The sequence below is a fragment of the Enterococcus quebecensis genome (genome assembly GCF_001730365.1).
GTDB lineage: Bacteria > Bacillota > Bacilli > Lactobacillales > Enterococcaceae > Enterococcus_L > Enterococcus_L quebecensis.
On record NZ_MIKB01000004.1, the window covers coordinates 1 to 24,636 of the forward strand.

The following is a 24,636-nucleotide window of genomic DNA, read 5'->3' on the forward strand; positions in this document are numbered from 1 at the left end:
TTTCAGCTGCGTATTTTTTCATATCTTCGATTGCGGCTTCATCGGTTGGATAGTTTTTTGAAAGAACGCCTAGTACAATATGGCCTTCTGCGGCTTCGTAACAATCTTTGGCATTTTCTACTGAGTTGGCTAAAACGTTTAAACAAATACGGTTTTCTAAATAATTTGGTGTTAATGACATGGTTGGTTCACTCCTATTTTATAATTTTTTTACTTCATGATCGCAGTTAAGCGAGCCACAATTTTGTTCATTTCTGCTTCGTTCACGGAACGAATATCAAATTCTATAATGCCATTATTGGCTTGATATTCTCTGGTATAAATCGCTGGGCTTTCAGCTTTCAACTCTTTAATAACTTCTTTCGCTGATTTTAAGCCGTTAACTTTGATACTTGCCCGATAAATTTCTCTGCCTGCGCCATCTTGAACGACTTTGGCTTCGATGTTTTTAATTTGGTTTAAATCTGCAATAAATGGCGCTAAACGTTCGTTCATGGAATCTCCTGATTCACTGCCATTTTTCACATAATCTTCTACTGCTTGAGTAAAACCTAGAATATTGTCTTTTCCGATCTTCATCGCACGACCGATACCTTTGCCTTGAAGACGAATCCACTCGATATATGTTTTTTTACCGATTACTAGTCCAGCACTTGGACCTTCGATTGCTTTGGCGCCACTATAAATCACTAGATCAGCACCTGCTTCGATATATTTAAATAGATCTTCTTCCGCCGCAGCATCAACAACCAGTGGCAAATTATACTTTTTAGCAACAGCTGCTGCTTCTTCCACACTTAGCATGCTTTTTTGAACCGTATGATGGCTTTTTATATACAGAATGGCCGCTGTTTGATTAGTGATCATCATTTCGATGTGCTCAGGCGAACACATATTAGCGTAACCAGCTTCTACAACTTGTCCTCCACCTTGTTCTACCATCACCTCAACAGGTGTACCATAATCTACATTATGCCCTTTAGGTAAGATGATTTCACGTTTCGTGATTTTGTCTGTATACGGGTGATAAGCATGGTAAACCGATCCTTCACCAATTAAGGCCGCCACGCTTTGGGCAATGCCAGCAGATGCAGAAGAAACAACTTGGGCATCTTCAACATTTAATAGCTTGGCTAAATATGCCCCTGTTTGAATACTTAATTCACTCATTTCAAAAAAATGTTCCCCACCGAATTTTTGCGCAGCTAAGACATTTTCAGAAACTTTTGACACCCCTAAAATCGTCATTCTCCCTGAAGCATTGATAACTTCTTTTAGGTTGAATTTTTCATAACTAATTGTCATAAACGATTCCTCCAATAATAGTTTTCACAGGTTTGATTAATTCTTTTGCTTCTCTCGTAAACCCATTTGAATCAGTCAATGTCTTCTGACCAGTTTCAATGTTAAAAATCGTGATATCTCCGTCATAGCCTTCTTTTAACTGACCTTTCGTACTAAAGTGAAAGGTTTCAGCAGGAACAGCTGTAACTTTTTCAATAATTTCCGCCCATTCATAACCTACCACACGTAATTTCTCCATGGTCGTAGCTAAATCATAAACAGGTCCATTTTCACGATTACGGATATAAATATCTGTACTGATTGAGGTTGCTTTCATACCTTCTTTTAACGCTGTTTCAGCCACATGAAAATTAAAACTATCTGTTCCATGACCAATATCAAAAACAATACCTTTATCATACGCAGCCCAAGCAAAATCTTTAATTTTGTCTGAAGTTTGGTTCAAGATACCATTAGGCTTACCATTAAAACAATGAGTCAACACATCCCCTTTAGACATATGTGCTAAAATTTCGTCTAATTCTGGCGGCGCTGAACCAATATGCACCATTAACGGTAGATCATTATTTTCTTTTTGGATTTTTTTAGCCATTTCTAAAGGAGTAATGCCATTGTCACCGATCACCGTTTTACTCATTCGAGCTTTGATTCCTACGACAAAATCAGGTAGTTCAGTTAATGCTTTATGAACTAGCTCTTCTTTGACTTTACTTAAATCAGCTAATTCATCTTGTTCGACAATGCCCCATTTTGAAATGTTTACTAAAGCGTAGACATTGGTTTTTGCTTGCTTCGCTAAGTCGTAGAATTCATGGATATTTTCAGCACCTGTAGTCCCAGCATCAATAACTGTTGTTACACCTTTTTTTACACCAATTTCGTCTGGAAAATCATAATATAAGGTCATTTTCTCAAAACAATGAACATGATCATCGATCCAACCAGCTGATACGTAAGTACCAGACTCAAGCTCAATCAACTGTTTGCTCTCAGATTCTATCTTATCTGCAACTTTTGCAATTTTTCCATCATTGATTGCTATTTCTATTGGTTTACCTTCAACGGTCTTTCCATTTTTTATGATTAAATCATAACTCATTTTATCCCCTACTTTTCTTTAAATCTAAATTTTGTCCAGGGTTTTACAAAATCCAACAACAACAATTCTTTCTTTGTTATTTGACCTACTTTGTTTTTACGTTCATCCTTATGTGGCTGTAAAACAATTTGCAGTTCATTTTTGTATTTCCCAAATGTATCATTGCCGATCACAACATCACCAATTTGAAATTCTTGTGTATTATCATGTGCTGGATTGTCCTGGTTTTTATACTTTTTTCGTACCTCAGTTGAACGAACCACTTGATCGGTGATATCGCCACGGCGAAAATGCTGTTCAGTCAGAGTGATTTCTTTTTCGACGTTACTAACATCACGTGTAAATTCAATTGCCAACTCAAGCTGATAACGATTTAAACTACCTAATAGTTCCAACTCTTCATCAGAAGCGTATGCATTACCTATAATCACATCATCAATCAACCCTGTGGCAAATAAATGCTTCGTTTGAACTTCCACTGGCAAATGACGATGTAATTCAAGTGTCGGTAATCCATCATTCACATCCCACGGACCAATTGCCCCCGTTTGAGAATTAATAAATGCAGCTGTCCGAATGCCATGTTTTTTAAACCGAATACTACAACGTTCAAAGAAATCATATGGCAAGGCTGTCCCTTCTTGCGGATAAAAATTATGACATCCGTATAGATATGGAACATTGGCTTCATAGGTTAAAATATTATCTAGATAAGCCACATCGTTGCTCATATTCAATTCAATTGCTAATTCAAATGGATTGAAGGTCAACTTCGCTTCTTTATTGCCATCAAACCCAGCATCTAAACGAATTCCGTCAGCTCCAGTTTCATAAAAGAATGTTAAATCATCGTATGAAATTTGCAATTCATCAAAAATATTCGGAGCAACATCTAAAATCGTTTCATAACCTAATTCTTTCCCATAAGCAATTAGAGATTTAAATTTTTCCTTTACAACTTCTTTGCCTTCTGTAACTTCCAACATACTCATAAAGATTCGTGAAAATCCACATTCACTGGCTTTTTTCAAATACGCTTTATCTTTTTCTATATCACTATGATCTGGGTAAACAGATACGCCTAATGCTCTTTTCATTAACGTTTCCTCCGCTCTAAATTGTCGAACTTCTTACAATGCTAGATATTTCCAAGAAAGTACTGAACTACAAAATATAGTCACTGTTCCAATAATAAATACAGGAAGCTTGATTAAAATTCCAATAACAATTGCAACAATAATCAAAGCAATTGAAGCCATAAATAGATGCAACAACCTCAAATCAGTATATTTTGTAGACAACCATTTTCGTTCAATCATTATTTGACTAAAAATAAAAAATACTATGAACCAAATTAACATGACTTTAATCACCAAAGAGGGTAGTAACACTACTACCCTCCCTCTCTTTTTTCTTAATTATGCAGTCACTTCTTTTGCTTTCTTTTCAGCTGCCAACTCCTCTGCTTCTTTGTCCAGCTGTTGTTTTTCATATACTTTGAAGAACGGGTAGTAGATCGCCAAAGTAATCACGAAATTCACACAGACAAGTAATGCTGCTGGAACACTCCAATTTGTACTCATCCAAGCCGCGATAGGAGCTGGTATTGCAAAAGGTAAACGAGCTGCCATCATTGGAATGACATTAGTCACTGTTAAAAAATAAGAAAATGTTGTTGTGATCAGTGGTGCAACAATAAACGGAATCCCTAAAATCGGATTCATCACGATTGGCGCACCAAAAATCACAGGTTCATTAATATTAAATAGTCCTGGTAAAAAGGACAATCGTCCTAAACTTTTCAAATAAGTTGATTTAGAAAACATCATTAAAACGACCAAAGCTAAAGTAGTTCCTGCGCCACCAATCCAAATAAACCATTGTAAAAATTGTTCAGTAAAGATATTTGGCAAATGATTAACAGAAGCTCCTTCCTGAAAGGCTAGCGTATTTTCAGCAATCGACATATCCCAAAACGGTCTGATAACCGGCCCCATAATCGCAGGTCCGTGAATCCCTAAAACCCAGAAGAAACAGATCAAGAAGACTGTTAACAATCCTCCAAACAAGCTATTTCCTGCTAATGTATCTTTTAAAGGCATTAACAATGTACTTAAGAAGTCATTTAAGTTAAAGCCAATCACATGACGGATTACCCAAAATAATAATAAAATCACAGCGCCTGGAATCAATGCGATAAATGAATTTGACACTTCCGGTGGAACACCCTCGGGCATTTTAATTGTAATGTCCCTTTGAATAAAGAACCGATAAATTTCGACAGAAATAAGTGCGGTCACAATTGCTCCGAATAAAGAAGATGAACCCAAATTTGCTAAATTGATATAACGGCCTGTTGCAATCACATCTTTGACATCTTCAAATACTCTTGTTGGAGGAGCTGCGGTCACCAAAAATGCCATGACTGCTAAAATTCCACACGTTAGAGAATCTAACTTGTAACTGTTTGCCAAAGAAGAAGCAATTGCAAATGTCGCATATAACGCTAAAAGTCCCATAGTGTAACGTGACGGAATATCCAAAACTGCCTGATATGGTTCAATAAATTTCATATAGGAATCAATTGGAATATTCTGAAACACGGTAAAGAAAGCACCGACAATTGTCAAAGGCATAGTTGCGATAAGACCCTTTCTAATCGCAGTCATATGCCTTTGCGAACCAAATTTGTTAGCAATCGGCATCAATTTTACTTCCATCCACTGCACAAAACTATTCATTTCTTTTTTCCTCCGTCCAAAAGTTAGTATGAATAAAGAATCAAATTATTTCCCACTCATAATAACATGGTAACATTATAATGTAAACGGTTTTCAAAAAGAAAAGTGCAAAACAAATTATCTCTAGCTAGGTAAATCTACTGGGAAAATTGCACCAAATATCATTGCTCCTAAAATCGCACCACCAGCAATTGGTTTTTTCCACACGTAGAAAATCACCGCACCGATAATTGAACCAATCCCGATTGGAGCAGAAGCACCACATGCACTAATGATAATTAAAGGACCTAAGAAGCGGCCCGAAGCATTTCCCGCTCCCATCATTACATCTGCGCCAAAAGTAGAGTTTGATTGATTGATTGTAAATTTACGAATCATAATAATAATTCCACCAATAATCATCCCAAGAACTGCCCCTGTTAATAATGACAACCCAAAGTTTTCAAGAGGAGCTTTAATTCCCATACTTAAAAGAATTGCTGGAACACCAATTCCAACTCCAGTTAAGATTGCACCGCCGATATCTAAAATACCAACAAGAGAACCTTCTAAAATACGTGCAAACAAAAAGCTTGCACCAAAGGCTGCAGCTGCGCCATACGAACCGCCGTCCATTCCAGCTTTCAACATAGCCACGATCGCCACTTCATTAAAAGCACCTACACCATACTCAATATACATATGTGTTCCTGCAAATACTCCTGCAGACAGCAAACCAACTAAAATCGGAAATGACCAATCAGCAAACCAAAAATTCTTTTTTCCTTCTAATTCCAAAGTTTCTTCCATTACCGTTCCCTCTCTTTCTCCTTAAATTATTTACCTACACTGAAAACATCATGCATATTTTCCAACCAACCTGGAATCTGTAGACGGAAACTCTCGATCATTTGTAAATCAAATCCGCGGAAAAAGGCACTAAATACAAATAATAAAATGACTGCAACCATCATACTCTTCGTGACTTTATTCCATCCGATTTCATCGACACCTTTTCCGATTAAAATCCCTAAAACAACACCTGGAACCGCATTTCCCATAATCATTGTTGCAAGACCACCGAAAATTGTTGCCCATAAACCTGAACGTTTTCCAGCATCAATTGCTGCTAACCAGAATAATACTGGCATAACTGTATTGATCAATAAATTTGCCGCTGGAACTAACACAGCAACTGCCGTTACTTGTAATGACTCTGGTATTGCTGAAGCCGTTGTGTTTAAAAAAGCCACAACCAACATCCCAATAACTGCACCTGAAATTCCCATTTTTTTAGGGTTATGCATTGTCTCAGCAACATTTTTATTTTTTACCAACAAAGCTGCAGCAGCCCAGTTAGGAATCACACGGTGATCCACGTCTTGTGTAAACGCCCCTGCTCCAACAGTTGATGCCCACGCATTAAAGAAAAAACCTAATCCAAATGAGAAATGGCTAGCAGCATCTCCTTCACAAGCGTTCATCTCACCTAATGTTCTAAATGCCCCTAACCCTTGTGTACTTGGTGCGTGGAACATTCTTGCAGCTCCTGCTCCTGCTGCAAAACCAACAACACTACCAATCAATAGTGACTTGAGTAAAACAACTAAAACTTCCATTTAATTTGCCTCCTTATGCATTCTTTTTTTCTTTCCAAAAGGGATAGGAAGACCATTGGGATCAGCAACTTTTTTTTCTACAAACGGAATCGTCTCCATCTCAATCAATGTGATTTCCACTTCAACATCCAGTAAAACACGATAATCTGCACGTGTACGAGGTAAAAAGAAAAAGAAGAAACGTTCAGTAAATGTCTCCTGATCTGCTTTTACTACCTGAATATCCAACGGTTCAATACGCACGATGACATCATTTTTTTCTTTCAGCACGCGATTATGGATTTGATTCAACGCATTAGCAAATGCTAAATTTTTTTCTTTCCCCGTTCCTTCTACCTGAATGACTTGGCGTTGTTTAGTTGTTACTTTTTCCATTTGATTTTCCTCCCCGTATTTTAGAAGTTGAAAAGACGCCTTCAACTTCACCTGAAAAGCTAACTAAGTTCAACTAGCCATTCTTTTTCATATAAGCTTCAACAATTCGTTTACCTAATTCTTCTTGATCCATAAAACCAAAACCTAAAACCGTTTTTCCATCATTAATTGCAGTTACACCTTCATCAATTGAACGCATACCATGACGTTCTGGATAACCATATTTTGTTGCAGCTGTTAATGCACCTGCACCGCCACTTCCACAAAATGAAATTCCTAGATCAGCATTTTCTTGCTGCATCACATCACCCAAGCGCATATCAGCACCCATTCCTGGGACAACAACTGCTTTTCCTCCAGCTGCTTCCACACCTTTTGCTACATTTTGACCTTTACCTAAACGATCTGCGATTACTACTGTTACCATTATTTATTCCTCCTAATTTTTAAAAGCTGAGTGGACTCATTCAGGCTCGAATGAAAAATAGAAAAACATGACTGTGATGTCCTTTATCACATTCAGGTTTTATCTTTTTTCCGAGAGACTAGTCCACGAAGCTAGATAATTTTAAAAGCTGAGTGGGCTCATTTAACTCCGAATGAAAAATAGGAAATTATGACTGAGGTGTTTTTTGCCTCATTCATAATTTATCTTTTTTCCGAGGTGTTAGCCCGCAAAGCTAGATAATTTTACTCTTATACTTCGTTTTGTCTAGCTGCTTCAAAATGAATTGATAAGACGTACATTTCATCTTGTGGCAAATTGCCGATATGCTGAACAACTTTATCCGCAATCATCAATGCTTCTTTAGATACTTCCTCAAACATCACCGGATCAACACCAGACATTTTTTCATCAGCCTTCGATCGTTTGATCATTTCATTAACGTGATTAATCAAAATCGTCCACTGTAGCTCTGTTGGTTCTATCTTTTGTTCCTCCAACAACTCACTGATTTTTTCCAGCGACGCTTCCAACTCGACTTTATTCGAACTTTCGTCAATTATTTTTCGAGCATCGTCAGTTATTTTCATCTATACTACCCCTCTCTTATATAATTCAATAAAGCAGTAATTTCTGCTTGATTAACCATTAAATCATTTTTCGCAAAAATCTGTTCGATCTTCTCCACTAACTCTTGTTGAGCTAACAACATTTCTTTTACAACATTGCCCTCATTCTCGTACTGACTGTCAAAAGTGATACGATGAACCATCAACATCACATGGAGTAAAAACGCTTCCTTATATTCTTGCGTTAATTTTTCAGCAAAGACCTTAAGCAGTTCTTCATAAATCACGTATGTCCGCACAATTATATCTCGACTCTCAACTTCAATTCCTTGCTTTTCTTTGACTTGCTGACGAGGAATCAAACGAGGAACTTTTCTTGCTTGATTATGAGTCAAAATCTTATTGACCTCTTCTTGAATACTGTGAATATCAGCTGTTGTCGGCAACGGATTAACTTTAATAAATGGACGATTTAAGATCTCGATGGGAAAAATACTCAAAACTAAATCTGGATTTTTTTCCTCAATAACATCTACCGCATTCAATACAGAAGCAAAGCCTGCAATTTCAACATTAGAAACTTCTTCCAAAATTTTTTGTTCGATTAGGCTTGTCACACCTAATCCAGTTGAACAAACATAAACGATTCGTACTACATTGATTTCATGACGATTTTTTTCATAAGCAACTAAAAAATGTAACGCAATGTAAGCAATGAATGAATCATTAATTAACAATGCTGATCCCACAATATCACTTTGACTGGCAAATTGGATCGCAGAAAACAATTGTGGATACTTGGCCTTGATGTCATCAACAAATGGATTATATTCATTAATAAAAAGATGCTTTTTAGTTAATCGTAAAGACAAATGAGCAAAAAGATTCGTGAACAACTGCCGATCTCGATAAAAAGGGAAATTAATTTCTTCTGAAACGTCTTTTATTAACTCTTCAGTCAAACCTACGATATCTTGCTGATTATTCGCCACAAACACATCACTATAAATGTAAAGGTATTCATCTGCTAATAGAGGCAATTCATAATGATTAAACACTTTGTTCATCAATAAAAATGGCAATTCTTCCTTTTGCTGCAAAACTTTTTGATTTGTCAGCATTTTATAGCCACCAACAGTATGATGTAGCTGCATTCTAGAAACTGCTATTGCCACACGTAATGTAATTGAAAGGATCTCAGAATAATTAAATTGATCAAATAATGACGGATCCAACAAACTAGTCATTTCTTTTAGAGCAACTTGGTAGATATTTTGAAAAATCGTATTGACTCCAACATGAACTTCCTTCATTTTTTTCTTTTGACCAGATTGAACAAAGTAACTCATAATTTGATAAATATCATATTCTGTAATTTCTTTTTGTGTTATGAATTCCATCAACAAACGTATTTTACTTTCCTCACCAATGATAGAAAATCCTTGCCTACTTTGACGATCTAGTGCAAGATCATACACACGGATTTTTTCTTCCACACGTTCCAAATCGCTGATGACTGTATTCCTACTAACCTGCAGTCCATCTGCTAGTTCATGAGATGTTAGATATTTCGATGCTAATAATAAGTGAAAAATCAGTTGATTTACTCTTAATTCCTGGTCAGGATATGTTTCAAAGCGTTCTACTTCAATGATTTCATTTTTCAAAGTCAAACGTTCTGAATCAGGTATTTCCAACCAGATTCCTTTATTACGACGTGTCTGCAGTACAACATTCTGTTCTTTAAACCAATCACGAACATTTTCTAAATCGTATTTGATCGTACGTACACTCACTTGGAAGGTTTCTGCCAATTCTTTTGTTGTAACACTTTCATCTAAATCTAATAGCAACAACAAGATTTTTATTTCTCGTTTTGATAAGTGCAGTGACATTTTACTCACCAACTTTCTTTCCCTTACACTTGAACTATAGCTTGATTTTTATTCCTTAACAACACAAAAAAGTTGCACTTACACAAGTGCAACTTTCTTAGTATACTATTTTATCTTAAAAATTTAAATTCTTTAAAGTGTTATTTTTTATAATTCAATATAAATACTTCCAGCGAAACAACAAGGTTTATCACTATTTTTCCTTAGTGCAAATGAATATGTGCATTATTAAATACTTTTTTGCACCAACTAGTGCAATGATTTTATTTGCAACAAAGTATAAATAGGATGGCATTCTTTCAACTGGTGTCTATACAAGAGCCTATCCACTCTTTTGGTTTCTGTTTTATAAGTATTTTACTCCTAGGTTCAAAATAGTACAAAACAAAAAAGAAGACCGAAGTCTTCTTTTTTGTCACAGTATTTATAAAAATAAATAGATAAAATCTTCTCCACAAAAATATTTATCCGACACGCCCACATCCGGTAGGTATGATTTAACATATGTGCCTCTGTTGTTTTGTCAATCACTAGCCGTCAAAACGGAACAGCCGAAGCTATCTGATTGAGTCAACTCGTCGCATGAGGATTACTTTAACACAGATAGGCATTGATTGCAAATCCTTCTGTTGTCTAGTTGTCTTCTTTTAGCCACTCATCATATAGAGACTCTACCAAAGCTACCGTTTCTAAAGTCATTTTCTTTGTCATCACTGGACTTTCTAGTAAGCCTTTTTGAAGACATTCATTGACATGATCCACTTCAAATACAAATTCACTGTCAAAATCACCGATCAACTTTTCTTGATTTCCAAGATCATCATAAATCATCGCTTGTTTTGTTTTCCAAAAATAAGGAATTTCTATGCGACCTTTTTCACCATAAATCGTCATCTTACTTGGGATATCCAATTTAACTGAAATAAAAACATTACCCAAAATTTGGTTTTGAAACTTCAGTGCTATGTTTGCCTGATCGTCTGTTGCACCTTTATTTCTTGTCCCACTGCCATAATATTCTGCAATTGATTGGTCTAACACAAATTGCATATACTGCAGAGGATAACTTCCTGATCCATGTAGTGTTCCGCCCCCAGCGTCTAACGAATGAAACCAACGGATATGATTAACACTGGGATACGCTGTTACCGATTGAATAAAACGTACCTCACCTATTTTGTTTTGCTGAATCGCTTTTTTTACTTGTAAACTAATCGGTAAAAAAACTGATTTTTGTGCTTCCATCAAGAAACACCTATTTTGTTTTGCTAACTCAAAAAGTTTTTCTGCTTCTGAAGCCTTCAAAGTAAAAGGTTTTTCAACTAAAACATGTTTGTGATTTTCCAACGCCATTTTTGTTGCTTCGTAATGTCCTTTGTTATACGTAGCAACATAGACAATATCTATTTGCTCATCTTGGCATAACTCTTCATAACTTCCGTATGCTTTAGGAATATCCAAATTTTCGGCTGCTTTCTCAGCTTTATCCAAATTTCGTGAAGCAATGGCAACAACGGTTCCTAAGCTACTTTTTTTTACGCCTTCTACAAAACGAGGAACTATTTGAGCAGTACTTAAAATCCCATAACGAATATTCATTCTTATCGACTCCTTTGCTCATACTATAGCCATAAATTCCGAAAATTTCAAAAGGATTCGTTTGTATTCCATTTAGTTATTGCTAAAAAAATAAACGAAACAAAAATACTGTACGTATTGCTTCGTCTATTCTCTAACAATCAAAAAAACATACTCGTAATTTATTCGGTTCAATCTATCAACTATTCCAACTCTATTAACATTGGATTTACGAATATTTATGTATATCTTTATCTATGTACTACTCCCCATTTAACGAATGCCGATACTTATTTTTAGTGCATGATTAACCTTCAACATATCGTCTTCTTGTAACTGGCAAATCTTGTGAAGGATCCGTTCTTTATCCAACGTTCGGATTTGTTCAAGCAATACCAATGACGGTGTCATTCGATCGTCATGCGGTATATCCACTTTGACCTGTGTTGGTTGCATTTTTTTATTCACATTCCTAGTAATAGGTGCAACAATCAACGTTGGACTAAATAAGTTTCCCTTATTATTTTGAATAATCAATACCGGTCTGATTCCTCCTTGCTCTGAACCAACAACAGGCGAGAGATTTGCATAAAAGATTTCTCCCCTTCGCATCATAATACTTTATCACCCCTAACCTAACAAAATCTTCTTCATTGTAAATTATATCATGCTTTTATAGTAAAATTTTTCAATATTTTGTACCAATCACTTAAAACTTTGATAATCTCTTTAAAAAGAGGATTTCATGAGAAAAAATTATTTAATAATTATTTTCAAAAAAGAAAATACGCTCTGTCAATTAGATACCTTTCCATTCGATATACCACACATAAAAATAACATAAATTCAATTACGGATATCATTAATCCTCATTTATATAGCAATAATTATATGTTTTATTTGAGAAACAACAACACCATCAACATACTTTATTCATTTATCTAAACAAGTAATTATTTCCGTAAAAAAACATTTTTATATAAAAGTGTCTTTAGAAAATGAACATTCCGTCTTCCTATCAAACAAATTACAATTCATATTCTCACCATTTTTTTATTTTGAAGTTACTTGTTATTTTGTTAAATAAAAAAAATCAGAAATCATACTTGATAAAATCAAATACAACGACTGATAAATTAAATTTTTTTATTTTTTAATCTTATAACTCATTTAAAATACTGGCAACTTTAGTTGTAATCAAATCAATAGCTACGTGATTTTCTCCACCTTCTGGAACGATCACATCGGCATATCGTTTTGTAGGTTCGATAAATTGATGGTACATTGGTTTCACCACCGTCAAATACTGTTCAATAACAGAATCCAATGTCCTTCCACGCTCTTCCATATCCCTTTTAATTCTTCGGATAATACGAATATCGTCATCTGTATCTACATATAATTTAATATCCATTAGTTCCCTTAATCGAGTATCCTCCAAAATCAAGATACCTTCTAAAATAATGACTTCTTTTGGTTCTTGGATCACAGTTTCAGAACTTCTCGTATGAGCTACATAATCATACACTGGTTTTTCAATGGTCTGATAATTTATTAACTGCTCTAAATGATCAATCAACAAATCCGTATCAAAAGCAAATGGATGATCATAATTAGTTGCCAATCTTTCTTCAAAACTCAGATGGCTTTGATCTTTATAATAAGAATCTTGTTCCAACATCATGATAGAATGATTCGGAAAGTGATTGAAAATTGCCCGACTAACACTTGTTTTGCCACTGCCGGAACCACCAGTAACACCAATCACGATTGGTTGATTATTTTTCATTCAACGAAACCTCTCTCTTATATGTAATAGTCATGATAACCTTTTTCTATTATAATAGAAACTAGAAAGAAAGCCACAATTTTATTCAATATTTTTCAAAATTCCTTTATTTATAAATAATCTCATAGAAAGGACGTATACTATGATCATTAGAACCATAAAAAAATTACAGTCAGTTCATTATGACTTATTTTTATCAGCTGATCCAAATAAACGTTTAATTACTAACTATCTAGAACGTGGTTTATGCTTTGAATTAATTGTTAATGATACAATCGTTGGTGTTTTAGTGTTGCTTCCGACTCGACCTGAAACACTAGAAATTGTAAATGTTGCTATATCTGAAACTTATCAAAGACAAGGGTTTGGGGAGCAATTAATCCAATTTGCGTTAGCTCATGCCGAAAAAAATCACTATAAAACGGTGGAAATTGGTACTGGAAGTACTAGCTTTGGGCAATTATACCTCTATCAAAAATGCGGCTTTCGTATGACTAGTGTTGATCAGAATTTTTTTCTTCGTCACTATGAAGAAGAGATCATCGAAAATAGACTGGTTTTAAAAGATATGGTTCGTTTAAGTATTGATATTTAAAATAAAAACAGGAATCAAGAGTTATCTAGAAACTCCTGATTCCTATTTTTTATTGTTCCAACACACTGAAAATATCATCCAATCGACTAATTTCGTATGTCGGTTTGATGATTGAGTCTGCGGGTTGTTTAGAGGAGTTCAACCATAGTGTTTGAATTTCAGCTAAGTTTCCACCTTGAATATCAGAAGCTAGAGAATCGCCAATAATTAGCGTTTTTTCCTGATCAAAGCTAGGAATCCTTTCAAAAACATAGTCAAAATACTCCTTCATCGGTTTTTGATACCCCACTTCTTCCGATACAAAAACATCGTTAAAAAATGGTCTTAACTCTGAATCATCCAGCCGCTGATACTGCGTTTTCGCTACCCCATTTGTTACAATATACAGCTGATAATTTGGTTTTAGCTGTTGAATGATTTCTTTACTATTGCCTAACAAATCATGACCTTGACTTAAATGATAACGGTATTTTTGTCCCAGCTTTTTCCCGTCTACTTTTTTATCCAATTGTTTAAATAACAAACTAAAACGAGTCTCTGTGATGGTCTTTTTAGTTGTTTTTCCTTGTTCAAAATCCTGCCATAATTGGCTGTTAATTTTTTTATATGTTGCTGCTATTTCATCCGTTAGCGCTAAGCCTTCTTCTTGAAAAAGGGCTTGCAATGCTTTTTTTTCCGTTAATTGAAAGTCTAATAACGTATCATCCACATCAAATAATAATGTCTTAAATTTCATGTTACACGCTCTTCTCTTTTTTTGTGTGCGGTAAAGTAAGGCAACAAAGACTGTAATTCTTCTTGATTCAACGAACGATATTCGCCCAACGCAAGACTTGTGTCCAACTTGATTGGTCCCATTGATAATCGTTTTAAATAAATCACTTTTTTGTCGACAGATAAAAACATTTTTTTGACCTGATGAAACTTCCCTTCTGTGATATCTAAATAAACATGGCTTTTATCTTTATTCGAGGATAAAATCGTCAGTTCTGCCTTTTTACATTTTGTGCCATCAGAAAATACAATTCCTTGAGCAAATGCAGCACAATCGGCTGTTGTCAGTTCTGCATTAACAATTACTTCATAACGCTTTGAAACTTTTTTATGAGGCAACAGTAATTGATAGCCTAATTGTCCATTATCTGTAATTAACAGCAGCCCTTCTGTATCGCGATCCAATCTTCCGATAGGATATAATCCAATTCTTTGATCACTTTCATCTAGTAAATCAATAACTGTTTGATAGTGTGCATCCTTGACTGCCGTCACTACACCTTGGGGTTTATTCAACATATAATACACATGAGTCTTGTGCTGGATTTTTTTAGTTCCAACAAAAATCTCCTGTAACGTGGCATCCACATTTAAACTTTCATCTAGGATGATTCGACCATCAACCCTGACTTGTTTACTGCGAATCAAAGCTTTAACTTTTCTTCTAGAACCTAATTTTTCCTGTTCCAATAATTTATCTAAACGCATTTATTTTCCTCATTTCAACTAATAGTTTAGTATAAACAATGGAGGATGAAAAGAAAATAAATTAAAAATCGCCTCTTACATTATCCAATCAACCTTTAAGTAATAATTAAAAGACTTCTTTTCTCTTTTCACTTCCCTTGACTTACCTTTTGTTTAGAGGTATGGTTGATTTAGAAAGTGAATAAGGTTTCTCAAAAACAGCGTAATGACCTGGGAGAGAATAAGGTATCATATGGAATTTCCCCTGGATGATTGTGCACAATTATTCGGGATTTTTTGTTTTTGCTGTCCATTTTGTAGAAGCATCTTGTTCGTTTCAATTTATGAACAAGAAAACCTTAGCTAAGTTTGAGCTTTTGCATGTTTACAATCAACAGCAGCAAAACTCCTTTTTTCCATCATGTTGCGTTTTGCAGATAACCAAATATAAATTCATTTTGATTTATCTAGCTTCACAGACTATACGAGTCTGTTTTGCTTTTAAATTTTAAGGAGGAATTTAGGTTATGTCAGTATCATTAGAAGTTAAAGAAAGAGCTGTCCGTCCACGTTCACTAAGAAATCAACTACGTCACTCTGGTCAAGTTCCTGCAGTCGTTTACGGGTATGAAATCGAAAGTACGCCTATCTCAGTTGATCAAAAAGAATTAACAAAAATCTTACGTGATAATGGTGTTAATGCTGTAATCACAATGACTGTTGGTGGTAAAAAAATCAACACATTACTGTTTAAAGCACAATTAGATACTTTCACAACTCAAATGAAACATGTTGAATTCCTTGCTGTAAACATGAAAGAAACAACCGAAGTAGAAGCAGAAATCCTTCTTGTCGGCGAATCTGAAGGGGTAAAAGCTGGTGGTGAGTTAACACAGAACTTATACAACGTTCTTGTTTCAGCGACACCAGATAAATTACCAGAACGTGTTGAAGTTGATATTACTAAACTTGCTATTGGCGATGCAATTACTGTCGCTGATTTACAAAAAAATAAAGATTATGACATCATTACTGAGGGTGAAGAACAAATCGCAGCTGTTGTAGAAGCTAAAGCAGCTGTTGCAGAATCTTCAGAAGAAGCAGCAGAACCAACTGTAATTGGTGAAAAAACAGAATAAATTATAAAAAAATAGAGACAACAAGTTTGAGGCAAAAGAGTTTTTTACTTTTGCCTCAAACTTGTTTTTGCAACTCACGTCTTTCTCAATAAAAAAGCTTTACGTTTGCTTTTTATTGAAACATGACAGAAGCGAGTTTTAAATAAATAAGGTATACTAATAATAGTAAATAGATAAAGGAGGTCAAATAAATGGTTGAAAGTTTTGATAGTGAACGTCGTCGTTACGCTTCTTTAGGTGTGGTTGAAAGCCTTCCTAGTGCCTTAATCGACAGTATCTGGCTGATTATAGATTTGGATTTAAAAGGAGTTATTCCACTTACAAATATGCTTTATTTTGATTTAATTGATAATGGTGGGAAAGTAACGATTCATTTTTCACAAGAGATGAACGATGTTCAAATGGCCGTTGATTTACCTTTTCCTTATTTTGAAGACTATCCCTCTCAAGTTTTTGCTTTCGATGATGGGAATAAAGAAACGATTTTACTTCCAGCTGAAATGTTAGAATAAAAAAATAAACTGATCAAATAAAAATAGTTCTGATAAGATAATTAAACCTTATCAGAACTATTTTTTACTTATTAAGCCATTCGTTTAGCAATGAAAGAATAGATAGCAATTAAGATCACTGCCCCGATCAAAGCTGAGATAATTGGAAATCCACCAATCACTGGTCCAAAGTTTCCTAAAATCATCGTTCCTATCCAACTGCCGATAAATCCCACAATGATATTACCAATCACACCACCAGGCACATCCTTACCTAAAACTGCTCCAGCAATGGCACCTAGTACACCGCCGACAATCAATGACCAAATAAAACTTAACATAACAATTTCCCTCCTCTAGTTTGATTTTAATTGCTGATTACGCTAAAGTTCTTGTATTGTTCTCTTTATTTTTATTATCTTCGTTTTCATCTTTTTTCTTGTTTTCAAATTTTTCTGCGTATTGTTCTTTTGTCATAATATCATCAACATTCATATTGAATTCAATTACATCTAGCCCCGTCATATTTTTCACTTCTTCAGAAACTTTTTTAGTAGCTTCAACAAATACCTGAGCAATGTTTTTGCCATATTCACCAATAACATCTAAATCAATCGCTACTTGCTTTGTACCAACTTCTGCACTAATTCCTTTGGTGGGGTTATTTCCATTTGTAAATTTGTCGGTCAAGTTAGTGATTGCATTTCCGCTCAATCCTAAAATACCAGGAATTTCTGATACGGCAATACCAGCAATTTTTTTCACGACTTGATCGTCAAATGTCAGTTTTGTTTTGATTCCATTTTCATTTGTTCCTTCAGTTGTGTTTCCATTTGCTTTGTTATCCATTTTCTTCTCAACCTTTCTTGATTTTATTTCAATTTATTTTATCCTTCAAAAAAAGCTTGTACAGAAGCTAAAATTGAAGAGACAGAACGTTTTTTATCTTTCATTGTACCGATAAAGTAGCCGATTCCTGATAAAAGGATAAGCAAAAGTGTTTTCCAAAGTCCCATTGTCATAAAAAATATGGCGACTAAAGTAAATAGACTCGTGAATATAATTTGATTATGATAAGGAGCTAATATAGTTAATTTTTTCAATATATTTTCCCCTCTAAATCACTCGAGACGTTTTTTTATTCATAGGCAGGATAGATGATTCGGCTTTTTTCTTTTTGAAAATCACTTTTGTTTTATTCGTCTCAACCATAGCCGATCGTTGTAATGCTTGTTTGATTTGTTCTTGGATTTCTTTCCCTTTGCTTAAAAACAACTGCTGTTTCCCATCTGCTACAATTATTTCTACGTCTGCTGTTTGCTTCTTGGTTAATCTCACTTTCACTTGGGTATTGTCAATACTTACAATTTCTTGCAATGAAGATTTGGCAATTGATTCCAAGGTATGAAGTGGCAAGTTTATCTGACCTATTTCCTTTTTTATGTGTATTTCTTTTTTAGTAATCGGTTTAAACACAACCATAAAAAAAGTGAGCAGCAATAATATTGCTAGGGCAAAAAGAAGCACTTCATAAAAATAAACTAGCCAATTATATTGAAACCACAGATTCCGATAAAAAACGGTCACAACGCCTAAATTCGTCATTTGAGAATATAAACCAACGATTCCAAAAATACCAACTATTAATAGTAACGAAATAAGTCCTTTTATTACTCGCATAGTTTTTTCCCTCCAACGTTGTTTGTACTTTGGCAAAAGTTCTTTTCTGTTTCTATAATTTATGTTAAACGCATCACCCAACAATTACAAAAGATACGCATGTCCTTTCTTGGATTTCCAAACTTTTTTCATACCAATTTCATTCTGTAAATGCTACTGTGAACGTACTCTTCTGATAATTTTAAGCACTCAAAAAAGCAAGTTGACTAGCAAGGGAGTTCCCTTACTAGTCAACTTGCTTCTCATGTTTCATACATTACTCAACGTAAGCTAAGCGATATGAGACTGTTCTTCCGAATGGAAAGACTTGAAGCTCTTTTAGTTGATCTGATTTCAAATAACCAATCGCACCTTGATAAAGAGGTAAAACAGCCGCATCTTTTTCAATAAGTGTTTCTTCTAATTCCTTCAACTTATCCCATCGTTTTTCTGGTTCATTTGCTAGGGTAATTCTGGCATCATTTAAGCCTTTATCATATTCTGGATTGTTATAACCTGCTGTATTCAATCCACTCTTAGAATCATAAAACTCTAAAAAATTAATTGGATCAGCATAATCTGGTGTCCATGTACCAAACACTAAATCAAAGTTACTAGCTGTTTGTAAATCTAAACGATTTTGCAATGGTACTGATTTTAGCGTAATTTTTAATCCTGGCAAGTTTTGTTGTAACTGCCCTTGAACATACTCAATCGTTTTCTTTGCCAGAGCTGAATCGGCTGAAAGTAATTCCAGCTCAATTTCTTCTTTCCCTAGTTCTTTCTTTGCTATTTCCCAGCTTTTTTGAGCTGCTTTTAAATTAAAAGGAAGAAAATCACCATTTTCTTTTCGGAAATCGTCTCCTGATTTAGGATCTTTCGCAAAGTCTTTTGGAACAAAGCCATTAATTGCGGTCGAACCATCTCCTAAAATATCTTTAGCAAACGTTTCTTTATCAATTGCTTGTAAAATAGCTTTACGGACGTTCACATTACCCGTTACTTCTTTTTTATGGTTAGGACTTAAATATCCCACCATTGCTTTAGGTGTAAAATGCGCTTGAGGAGAATCTTTGTACTGTAGCGCATAAGTATCTGCTAAAACAGTATAATCTAAATCACCCGCATCAAAAAGATTGGTTCCTGTACCGATTTCTTTGACTACTTGAACATCAATCGTGTCTAGCTTCACATTTTTTTGATCCCAATAATCTTTGTTTTTTGTTAACTTCCAGTTTTCTGTATTACCATCCCAACCAGAAATCACAAATGGACCATTCCCAACAAAGTTATCTGCAGAAGTGCCGTATGCATCGCCTTTTTCTTTAACAAACTTTTCATTCTTAGGCATGAATGGTGTCCCTACTAATACTTGAGCTAAGTATGGAATTGGGTATTCTAATGTCATTTCTAAGGTCTGGTCATCAATTGCTTTTACACCAAGCTCATCTAATTTCGCTTGACCTTCACGAATTTTTCGACCATTTTTAAAAATATCCATTTGATTACTACTACTTGATCCAAAACTTGGATCAACAACATTTTTAAAAGAAGAAACAAAATCACCAGCTACAACTGGGTCACCATTACTCCACTTAGTATCTTTAAGTTTGAATGTATAAACTAATCCATCTTCACTAACAGTTGGTTCACTGCTAGCCACTGCCAATTCTGGATCATGATTTTTGTCCATACGATAAAGACCTTCCACTACTTGACCGATCATATCCGAGCTGTAAACATCAGTATAATGCGCACTGTCTAATGTTGACAGTTCTCCACCTGAAGCAACTTTGATTACTTGCTTTTGCGAAGCATTGCTGCCATTACTTTTTTCATCAGTTGAACTTGTCCCTTTACCTGTGCTGCAAGCAGCTAATAACACCATCGTTGCCAAAACCAAAAAGCCAAACTTTTTCTTCATTATCCAATTCCTCCTCATTATAATTTATTAACTACATAACGAAAAACTTCCATTTCTTGTTCCAAATAATCATAAGCAAAATCCGGATGCCACTGGACTCCTAAAAACGCTAACATCGGATCTTTACTTTCTACACCTTCAATAACGCCGTCTTCACTTAGTGCTGTGATCTTTAATTCTCTTGCTAATTTTTTTACTGCTTGAAAATGAAACGAGTTAACGGTTGTTTCTTTGCCATAGATTTTACGCAAAATACTTGATTCTTCTGTTCGAATCCGATGTGTTGGAATCTCTCTTGGAATCGGTATTTGCATATGAGCAATTTTCGATTGATTGAAATGGCTGATATCTTGATATAAACTACCACCAAGGGCCACGTTGACTAACTGCAAACCACGACAAACAGCGAAAATAGGTTTCTTTTGGGCCAACGTTTCTTCAATTAAGGCTAACTCAAATTGATCTCTTTCATCAGATAAAGTTGCTTCTTCAACTAGAATATCTTCTCCGTATAATGTTGGCGATACATTTTGTCCACCAGCTAAAATTAATTTATCGATTTGAGTAACATACTCTTTAGCCAATTCTGGAGAACCCACTGGCAGTAATACTGGTAATCCCCCAGCATGTTGAACCGCTTTTACATACCCCAAAGGCGTATAGCTAATTGGTAAATGATATAATTTCGCTCCAGCATCTTCAATTTCATTTGCTGCAATTCCAATAATTGGGCGCCTCAATCTACATCGCTCCTCTTTATTTTCCGACAATAATTGTACATAGTTTATCAGATATATATACGAAAGGATAGTAGAAATAGAGACAGTGCGATAGTTTTTAGCTATCACAGTTTACTTACTTTTTGATAGAGAATAACTATTTCCATTTTAACCTAACTCATCTTATTCAGTAACTTTTTTGCTTGTGAATAATTATTTTCTGAATTTTCTAAACAATATGTTGTTGACAAGTTAAAAAACTGGTGGTAAAGTTATAAAAAACAAAGAACAGAAGAGTACCTTTATTATTTCTCACAAGAGAGTCTTTGGTTGGTGGAAAAAGACAGAAAGATAGAGCGAACCACATCTGGGAGTTAACTTTTTGAACAATACAGTAGGAAAGTTCGGGAATGCCCGTTACAGCATTAGAAGTCTATGACTTCATGAGGTTATCGTTGTGAGGCGATAATAAATAAAGGTGGAACCACGATTTTACGTCCTTTGGCATCATTGCCAAGGGACTTTTTGCTTTTCAACGCACTACGACTACTTTAGCAGAGTTGATAATGAAAAGTACTTGAGTCACTCATCAAGGTGTATTACGACCCCACCGTAGGACAGATTTACCAATCCAGTCCTCTCATCAAGTAATAAGTTTTACAAAAAAAGTTCACTAAAATAAAAACAACACACACAAACAGAACAAGTAATCATTGCCCCTTTCCTGACAGAGACTTTTTTATTCGCTGAGAAAAAAAGCTGGAAAACTTTGACGAACACATCTGTTTCAGTCATCTTCTGAATTCAGTAGGAATATGCGGCTTTCTCCGTTATCAGAAAAGAGTCTTTATATAAAGACTCTATGAGGTTAATACTGTGAAGTATTAACAAATTGAGGTGGAACCACGATTAATTCGTCCTCTTGGCTAATGAGCCAAGAGGACTTTTTTGCTGTTCTGTGAATCACTTCCATTCAGCAACCTTAAAAATAGTAAGCAATTTTTCCCTATCTGCATTACCAAAAAGAAAAACAATAAAAAACTGGAGGAAATATTATGGACTACATTTTAGAAATTTTGCCGGCTTTAATTGACGGCGCAATCATGACGTTGAAAGTTTTTATTTTTACACTATTGGGTTCAATCCCATTGGGAATTTTAGTTGCCTTCGCCTTACAAACTAATTTCAAGCCCTTAAACTTCTTGATCAATATCTACATTTGGCTAATGCGAGGAACGCCCTTATTGTTACAACTGATTTTTGTTTTTTACGGCTTACCATTAATAGGGATAGTCTTTGAAAGATATGATGCAGCATTATTCGCTTTTATTCTAAATTACGCAGCTTACTTTGCAGAAATTTTTCGAGGTGGGATTCAATCAATTCCAGAAGGTCAATATGAAGCAGCAAAAGTTTTAAGATTAACCAAATACCAAACAATATCCAGAATTATTTTACCTCAAGTAATCAAAGTTGTGTTACCTTCTATCGGTAATGAAGTCATCAATTTGGTGAAGGACACTTCGTTGATTTACGTCCTTGGTTTAGGTGACTTATTACGTGCAGGAAAAATCGCTATGAGTCGTGATGTAAGTTTACTTCCATTAGTTTTAGTTGGTGTCATTTATCTGTTATTGACTGCTGTATTGACCCTTGCATCTAAAAAATTGGAAAAACACTATCAATATTATAAATAAGCAAAGCTAAACAAGCCTGTCCGTCTTTTTGCTTATCTAGATTTGAAGGCTAATCTTTTAAATTAGGAGGAAACAATTATGTTATTAATCAAAAATTTAATCAAAAGCTTCGATAACCGTCGCATTATAGATCAACTGAATTTAGAAATCAAGGACGGAGAAATTCTAACAATTGTTGGACCATCTGGCGGAGGAAAAACTACATTATTACGCTGTTTAGCTGGTCTAGAATCAATTGATTCTGGGGAACTGATCATGGATGGCGTGCCATTTAATCCGGTCGAAATGGATAATGCTGACCAAGTAGTTGGAATTGTGTTTCAAGATTTCCAATTATTTCCTCACCTTTCAGTATTGGATAATATCACTTTAGCTCCAGTCCTTTCTTTGAAACAATCAAAAGAAACTAGTGAAGCAGAAGCGATTGATTTACTGACTAAATTTGATTTAGGCGGAAAAGAGCGTTTATATCCTTATCAACTATCTGGTGGACAAAAACAAAGAGTCGCTCTTGCTAGAGCTTTAGCTATGAAACCAAAGATTTTAGGCTATGATGAACCCACCAGTGCTCTTGATCCTGAACTTCGTCAACAAGTAGAAGAAGTCATCCTAACACTAAAAGCGCAAGGAATGACGCAAATCGTAGTCACTCATGATATGAATTTTGCTGAGAATATTGCCGATAACATACTGAGGGTCACACCTATTCAGTAGAAAGGATACCTTTATGAAGAAGAAAAATTATTTACTACTTACACTCCTTGCTTTGTTCACTTTTCTTTTGATAGTTGGATGCGGCAGAAAAAAAACAGACACCGATCAATGGTCACGAATTGCTTCTGAAAAACGAGTTATTGTTGGGCTAGATGATTCTTTTGTCCCAATGGGTTTTCAAAATAAAGCAGGAGAAATCATCGGTTTTGATGTTGATTTAGCTCGGGCCGTTTTTGACTTGTATGGAATTAAGGTCGACTTTCAACCAATTGACTGGTCAATGAAAGAAAATGAATTACACAATCAAACAATTGACTTGATTTGGAACGGCTATTCTAAAAATGCTGAACGGGAAGAAAAAGTATTGTTTAGTGATGAATATATGAAAAATGAGCAAGTCGTTGTTTCCTTGAAAAAAAATCGGATCAATCATTTTACCGATATGAAAGGAAAAATTTTAGGTGCTCAAAACGGCTCTTCTGGGTACAATAGTTTTGAAAAACAGCCAAAAATTTTAAAAGATTTCGTCAAAGATAAAACAGCAATTTTATATGATGGTTTTAACGAGGCCTTTATGGACTTGAAATCTGGACGAATTGATGGATTATTAATCGACCGTGTTTACGCAAATTATTATCTTTCTCACGAAGCTACTTTAGCTGATTATTCAATTGTCAGTGGTGATTATGAGAGCGAAGCTTTTGCAGTAGGTTTAAGGAAAAGCGATAAAAAGTTAGCTGAAAAAATCAATCTAGCTTTTAAAGAACTCAGAAAATCTGGTAAGCTTTCAGAAATTTCTAAAGAATGGTTCGGCGAAGATGTGACGAAGTAGCTTATTAATAA

General features: G+C 35.0%; 29 protein-coding genes and 2 other annotated features. Of the genes, 6 read left to right on the forward strand and 23 right to left on the reverse strand.

Going from position 1 to position 24,636, the window contains the following annotated elements:
• The 15 genes from BCR23_RS03770 to udk form a co-directional block, all read right to left on the reverse strand.
• The coding region (locus tag BCR23_RS03770; RefSeq protein ID WP_141706686.1) for a KDGP aldolase at positions 1–181 on the reverse strand (181 nt) is incomplete at its 3' end.
• Positions 182–210: 29 nt separating this feature from the next.
• Entirely contained in the window at positions 211–1,305 is a 1,095-nt protein-coding gene (locus tag BCR23_RS03775) for a DgaE family pyridoxal phosphate-dependent ammonia lyase (protein ID WP_069634177.1), read from the reverse strand.
• Entirely contained in the window at positions 1,295–2,404 is a 1,110-nt protein-coding gene (locus BCR23_RS03780) for an amidohydrolase/deacetylase family metallohydrolase (protein ID WP_069634178.1), read from the reverse strand. The genes BCR23_RS03775 and BCR23_RS03780 overlap by 11 nt, the downstream gene beginning before the upstream one ends.
• 8 nt (positions 2,405–2,412) lie before the next feature.
• Positions 2,413–3,501 carry a DUF871 domain-containing protein gene (locus BCR23_RS03785; protein ID WP_069634179.1) on the reverse strand — a complete coding sequence of 363 codons (1,089 nt, stop codon included), beginning with the start codon at positions 3,499–3,501 and terminating at the stop codon, positions 2,413–2,415.
• Between the two features lie 33 nt (positions 3,502–3,534).
• Positions 3,535–3,795, reverse strand: a complete 261-nt coding sequence (locus tag BCR23_RS03790) for a hypothetical protein (protein ID WP_083241880.1) — start codon at positions 3,793–3,795, stop codon at positions 3,535–3,537.
• Between the two features lie 27 nt (positions 3,796–3,822).
• Positions 3,823–5,145, reverse strand: coding sequence for a PTS sugar transporter subunit IIC (locus tag BCR23_RS03795; protein ID WP_069634180.1), 1,323 nt, complete (start codon positions 5,143–5,145; stop codon positions 3,823–3,825).
• Between the two features lie 123 nt (positions 5,146–5,268).
• Positions 5,269–5,934 (reverse strand): DUF4310 family protein, encoded by a 666-nt coding sequence (locus BCR23_RS03800; protein ID WP_069634181.1) that lies wholly within the window; start codon positions 5,932–5,934, stop codon positions 5,269–5,271.
• A 26-nt stretch (positions 5,935–5,960) separates the two neighbouring features.
• Positions 5,961–6,743, reverse strand: a complete 783-nt coding sequence (locus tag BCR23_RS03805) for a DUF4311 domain-containing protein (RefSeq protein ID WP_069634182.1) — start codon at positions 6,741–6,743, stop codon at positions 5,961–5,963.
• Positions 6,744–7,118, reverse strand: coding sequence for a DUF4312 family protein (locus tag BCR23_RS03810; RefSeq protein WP_069634183.1), 375 nt, complete (start codon positions 7,116–7,118; stop codon positions 6,744–6,746).
• Positions 7,119–7,191: 73 nt separating this feature from the next.
• A complete protein-coding gene (locus tag BCR23_RS03815; RefSeq protein WP_069634184.1) occupies positions 7,192–7,545 on the reverse strand; it encodes a glycine-rich SFCGS family protein in 354 nt (117 codons plus the stop codon).
• 269 nt (positions 7,546–7,814) lie between these two features.
• Positions 7,815–8,153 carry a PRD domain-containing protein gene (locus BCR23_RS03820; RefSeq protein ID WP_069634185.1) on the reverse strand — a complete coding sequence of 113 codons (339 nt, stop codon included), beginning with the start codon at positions 8,151–8,153 and terminating at the stop codon, positions 7,815–7,817.
• Between the two features lie 5 nt (positions 8,154–8,158).
• The gene (locus BCR23_RS03825) at positions 8,159–10,027 is read right to left on the reverse strand and encodes a BglG family transcription antiterminator (RefSeq protein ID WP_069634186.1); all 1,869 of its coding nucleotides are present in this window, start codon (positions 10,025–10,027) and stop codon (positions 8,159–8,161) included.
• A gap of 633 nt (positions 10,028–10,660) precedes the next feature.
• Entirely contained in the window at positions 10,661–11,626 is a 966-nt protein-coding gene (locus BCR23_RS03830; RefSeq protein ID WP_069634187.1) for a Gfo/Idh/MocA family protein, read from the reverse strand.
• A 252-nt stretch (positions 11,627–11,878) separates the two neighbouring features.
• Complete coding sequence (locus BCR23_RS03835) at positions 11,879–12,220, reverse strand: type II toxin-antitoxin system PemK/MazF family toxin (protein ID WP_069634188.1); 342 nt, start codon at positions 12,218–12,220, stop codon at positions 11,879–11,881.
• A gap of 544 nt (positions 12,221–12,764) precedes the next feature.
• A complete protein-coding gene (udk, locus tag BCR23_RS03840; protein ID WP_069634189.1) occupies positions 12,765–13,394 on the reverse strand; it encodes a uridine kinase in 630 nt (209 codons plus the stop codon).
• Between the two features lie 142 nt (positions 13,395–13,536).
• Here udk and BCR23_RS03845 point away from each other — a divergent pair, with 142 nt between their 5' ends.
• The gene (locus BCR23_RS03845; protein WP_069634190.1) at positions 13,537–13,989 is read left to right on the forward strand and encodes a GNAT family N-acetyltransferase; all 453 of its coding nucleotides are present in this window, start codon (positions 13,537–13,539) and stop codon (positions 13,987–13,989) included.
• A gap of 49 nt (positions 13,990–14,038) precedes the next feature.
• Here the strand turns inward: BCR23_RS03845 and BCR23_RS03850 are convergent, their stop codons facing one another.
• Positions 14,039–14,725: a YjjG family noncanonical pyrimidine nucleotidase gene (locus BCR23_RS03850; protein ID WP_069634191.1), complete on the reverse strand. Its 687-nt coding sequence runs from the start codon at positions 14,723–14,725 to the stop codon at positions 14,039–14,041.
• A complete protein-coding gene (locus BCR23_RS03855) occupies positions 14,722–15,471 on the reverse strand; it encodes a 16S rRNA pseudouridine(516) synthase (protein WP_069634192.1) in 750 nt (249 codons plus the stop codon). Before BCR23_RS03855 ends, BCR23_RS03850 begins: the two co-directional genes overlap by 4 nt.
• A 506-nt stretch (positions 15,472–15,977) precedes the next feature.
• Between BCR23_RS03855 and BCR23_RS03860 the strand changes: the two genes are divergently transcribed.
• Complete coding sequence (locus BCR23_RS03860) at positions 15,978–16,589, forward strand: 50S ribosomal protein L25/general stress protein Ctc (protein ID WP_069634193.1); 612 nt, start codon at positions 15,978–15,980, stop codon at positions 16,587–16,589.
• 191 nt (positions 16,590–16,780) lie between these two features.
• Complete coding sequence (locus BCR23_RS03865; RefSeq protein ID WP_069634194.1) at positions 16,781–17,101, forward strand: DUF960 domain-containing protein; 321 nt, start codon at positions 16,781–16,783, stop codon at positions 17,099–17,101.
• A 71-nt stretch (positions 17,102–17,172) separates the two neighbouring features.
• Here BCR23_RS03865 and BCR23_RS03870 read toward each other — a convergent pair whose 3' ends face one another.
• From BCR23_RS03870 to BCR23_RS03895, 6 genes are all read right to left on the reverse strand, one after another.
• On the reverse strand, positions 17,173–17,421 hold the full coding sequence (locus BCR23_RS03870; protein ID WP_069634195.1) for a GlsB/YeaQ/YmgE family stress response membrane protein: 249 nt from the start codon (positions 17,419–17,421) through the stop codon (positions 17,173–17,175).
• 37 nt (positions 17,422–17,458) lie between these two features.
• Positions 17,459–17,929, reverse strand: coding sequence for an Asp23/Gls24 family envelope stress response protein (locus BCR23_RS03875; protein WP_069634196.1), 471 nt, complete (start codon positions 17,927–17,929; stop codon positions 17,459–17,461).
• A gap of 38 nt (positions 17,930–17,967) precedes the next feature.
• Positions 17,968–18,183, reverse strand: a complete 216-nt coding sequence (locus BCR23_RS03880; RefSeq protein ID WP_069634197.1) for a DUF2273 domain-containing protein — start codon at positions 18,181–18,183, stop codon at positions 17,968–17,970.
• Between the two features lie 13 nt (positions 18,184–18,196).
• A complete protein-coding gene (gene amaP, locus BCR23_RS03885; protein ID WP_069634198.1) occupies positions 18,197–18,760 on the reverse strand; it encodes an alkaline shock response membrane anchor protein AmaP in 564 nt (187 codons plus the stop codon).
• A 256-nt stretch (positions 18,761–19,016) separates the two neighbouring features.
• Positions 19,017–20,663, reverse strand: a complete 1,647-nt coding sequence (locus BCR23_RS03890; protein WP_069634199.1) for a peptide ABC transporter substrate-binding protein — start codon at positions 20,661–20,663, stop codon at positions 19,017–19,019.
• 17 nt (positions 20,664–20,680) lie between these two features.
• A complete protein-coding gene (locus BCR23_RS03895) occupies positions 20,681–21,403 on the reverse strand; it encodes a gamma-glutamyl-gamma-aminobutyrate hydrolase family protein (protein ID WP_069634200.1) in 723 nt (240 codons plus the stop codon).
• Positions 21,404–21,657: 254 nt separating this feature from the next.
• Positions 21,658–21,887, forward strand: a binding site (T-box leader).
• Between the two features lie 185 nt (positions 21,888–22,072).
• Positions 22,073–22,307: a binding site (T-box leader), on the forward strand.
• Between the two features lie 130 nt (positions 22,308–22,437).
• On the opposite strand from BCR23_RS03895, the gene BCR23_RS03900 reads away from it, so the two are divergent.
• The 3 genes from BCR23_RS03900 to BCR23_RS03910 all read left to right on the forward strand — a co-directional run bounded on the left by BCR23_RS03900 (position 22,438) and on the right by BCR23_RS03910 (position 24,625).
• A complete protein-coding gene (locus BCR23_RS03900) occupies positions 22,438–23,079 on the forward strand; it encodes an amino acid ABC transporter permease (RefSeq protein ID WP_069634201.1) in 642 nt (213 codons plus the stop codon).
• Between the two features lie 78 nt (positions 23,080–23,157).
• Positions 23,158–23,793 (forward strand): amino acid ABC transporter ATP-binding protein, encoded by a 636-nt coding sequence (locus BCR23_RS03905; protein WP_069634202.1) that lies wholly within the window; start codon positions 23,158–23,160, stop codon positions 23,791–23,793.
• A 13-nt stretch (positions 23,794–23,806) separates the two neighbouring features.
• A complete protein-coding gene (locus BCR23_RS03910; RefSeq protein WP_069634203.1) occupies positions 23,807–24,625 on the forward strand; it encodes an amino acid ABC transporter substrate-binding protein in 819 nt (272 codons plus the stop codon).
• Positions 24,626–24,636: the final 11 nt, after the last annotated feature.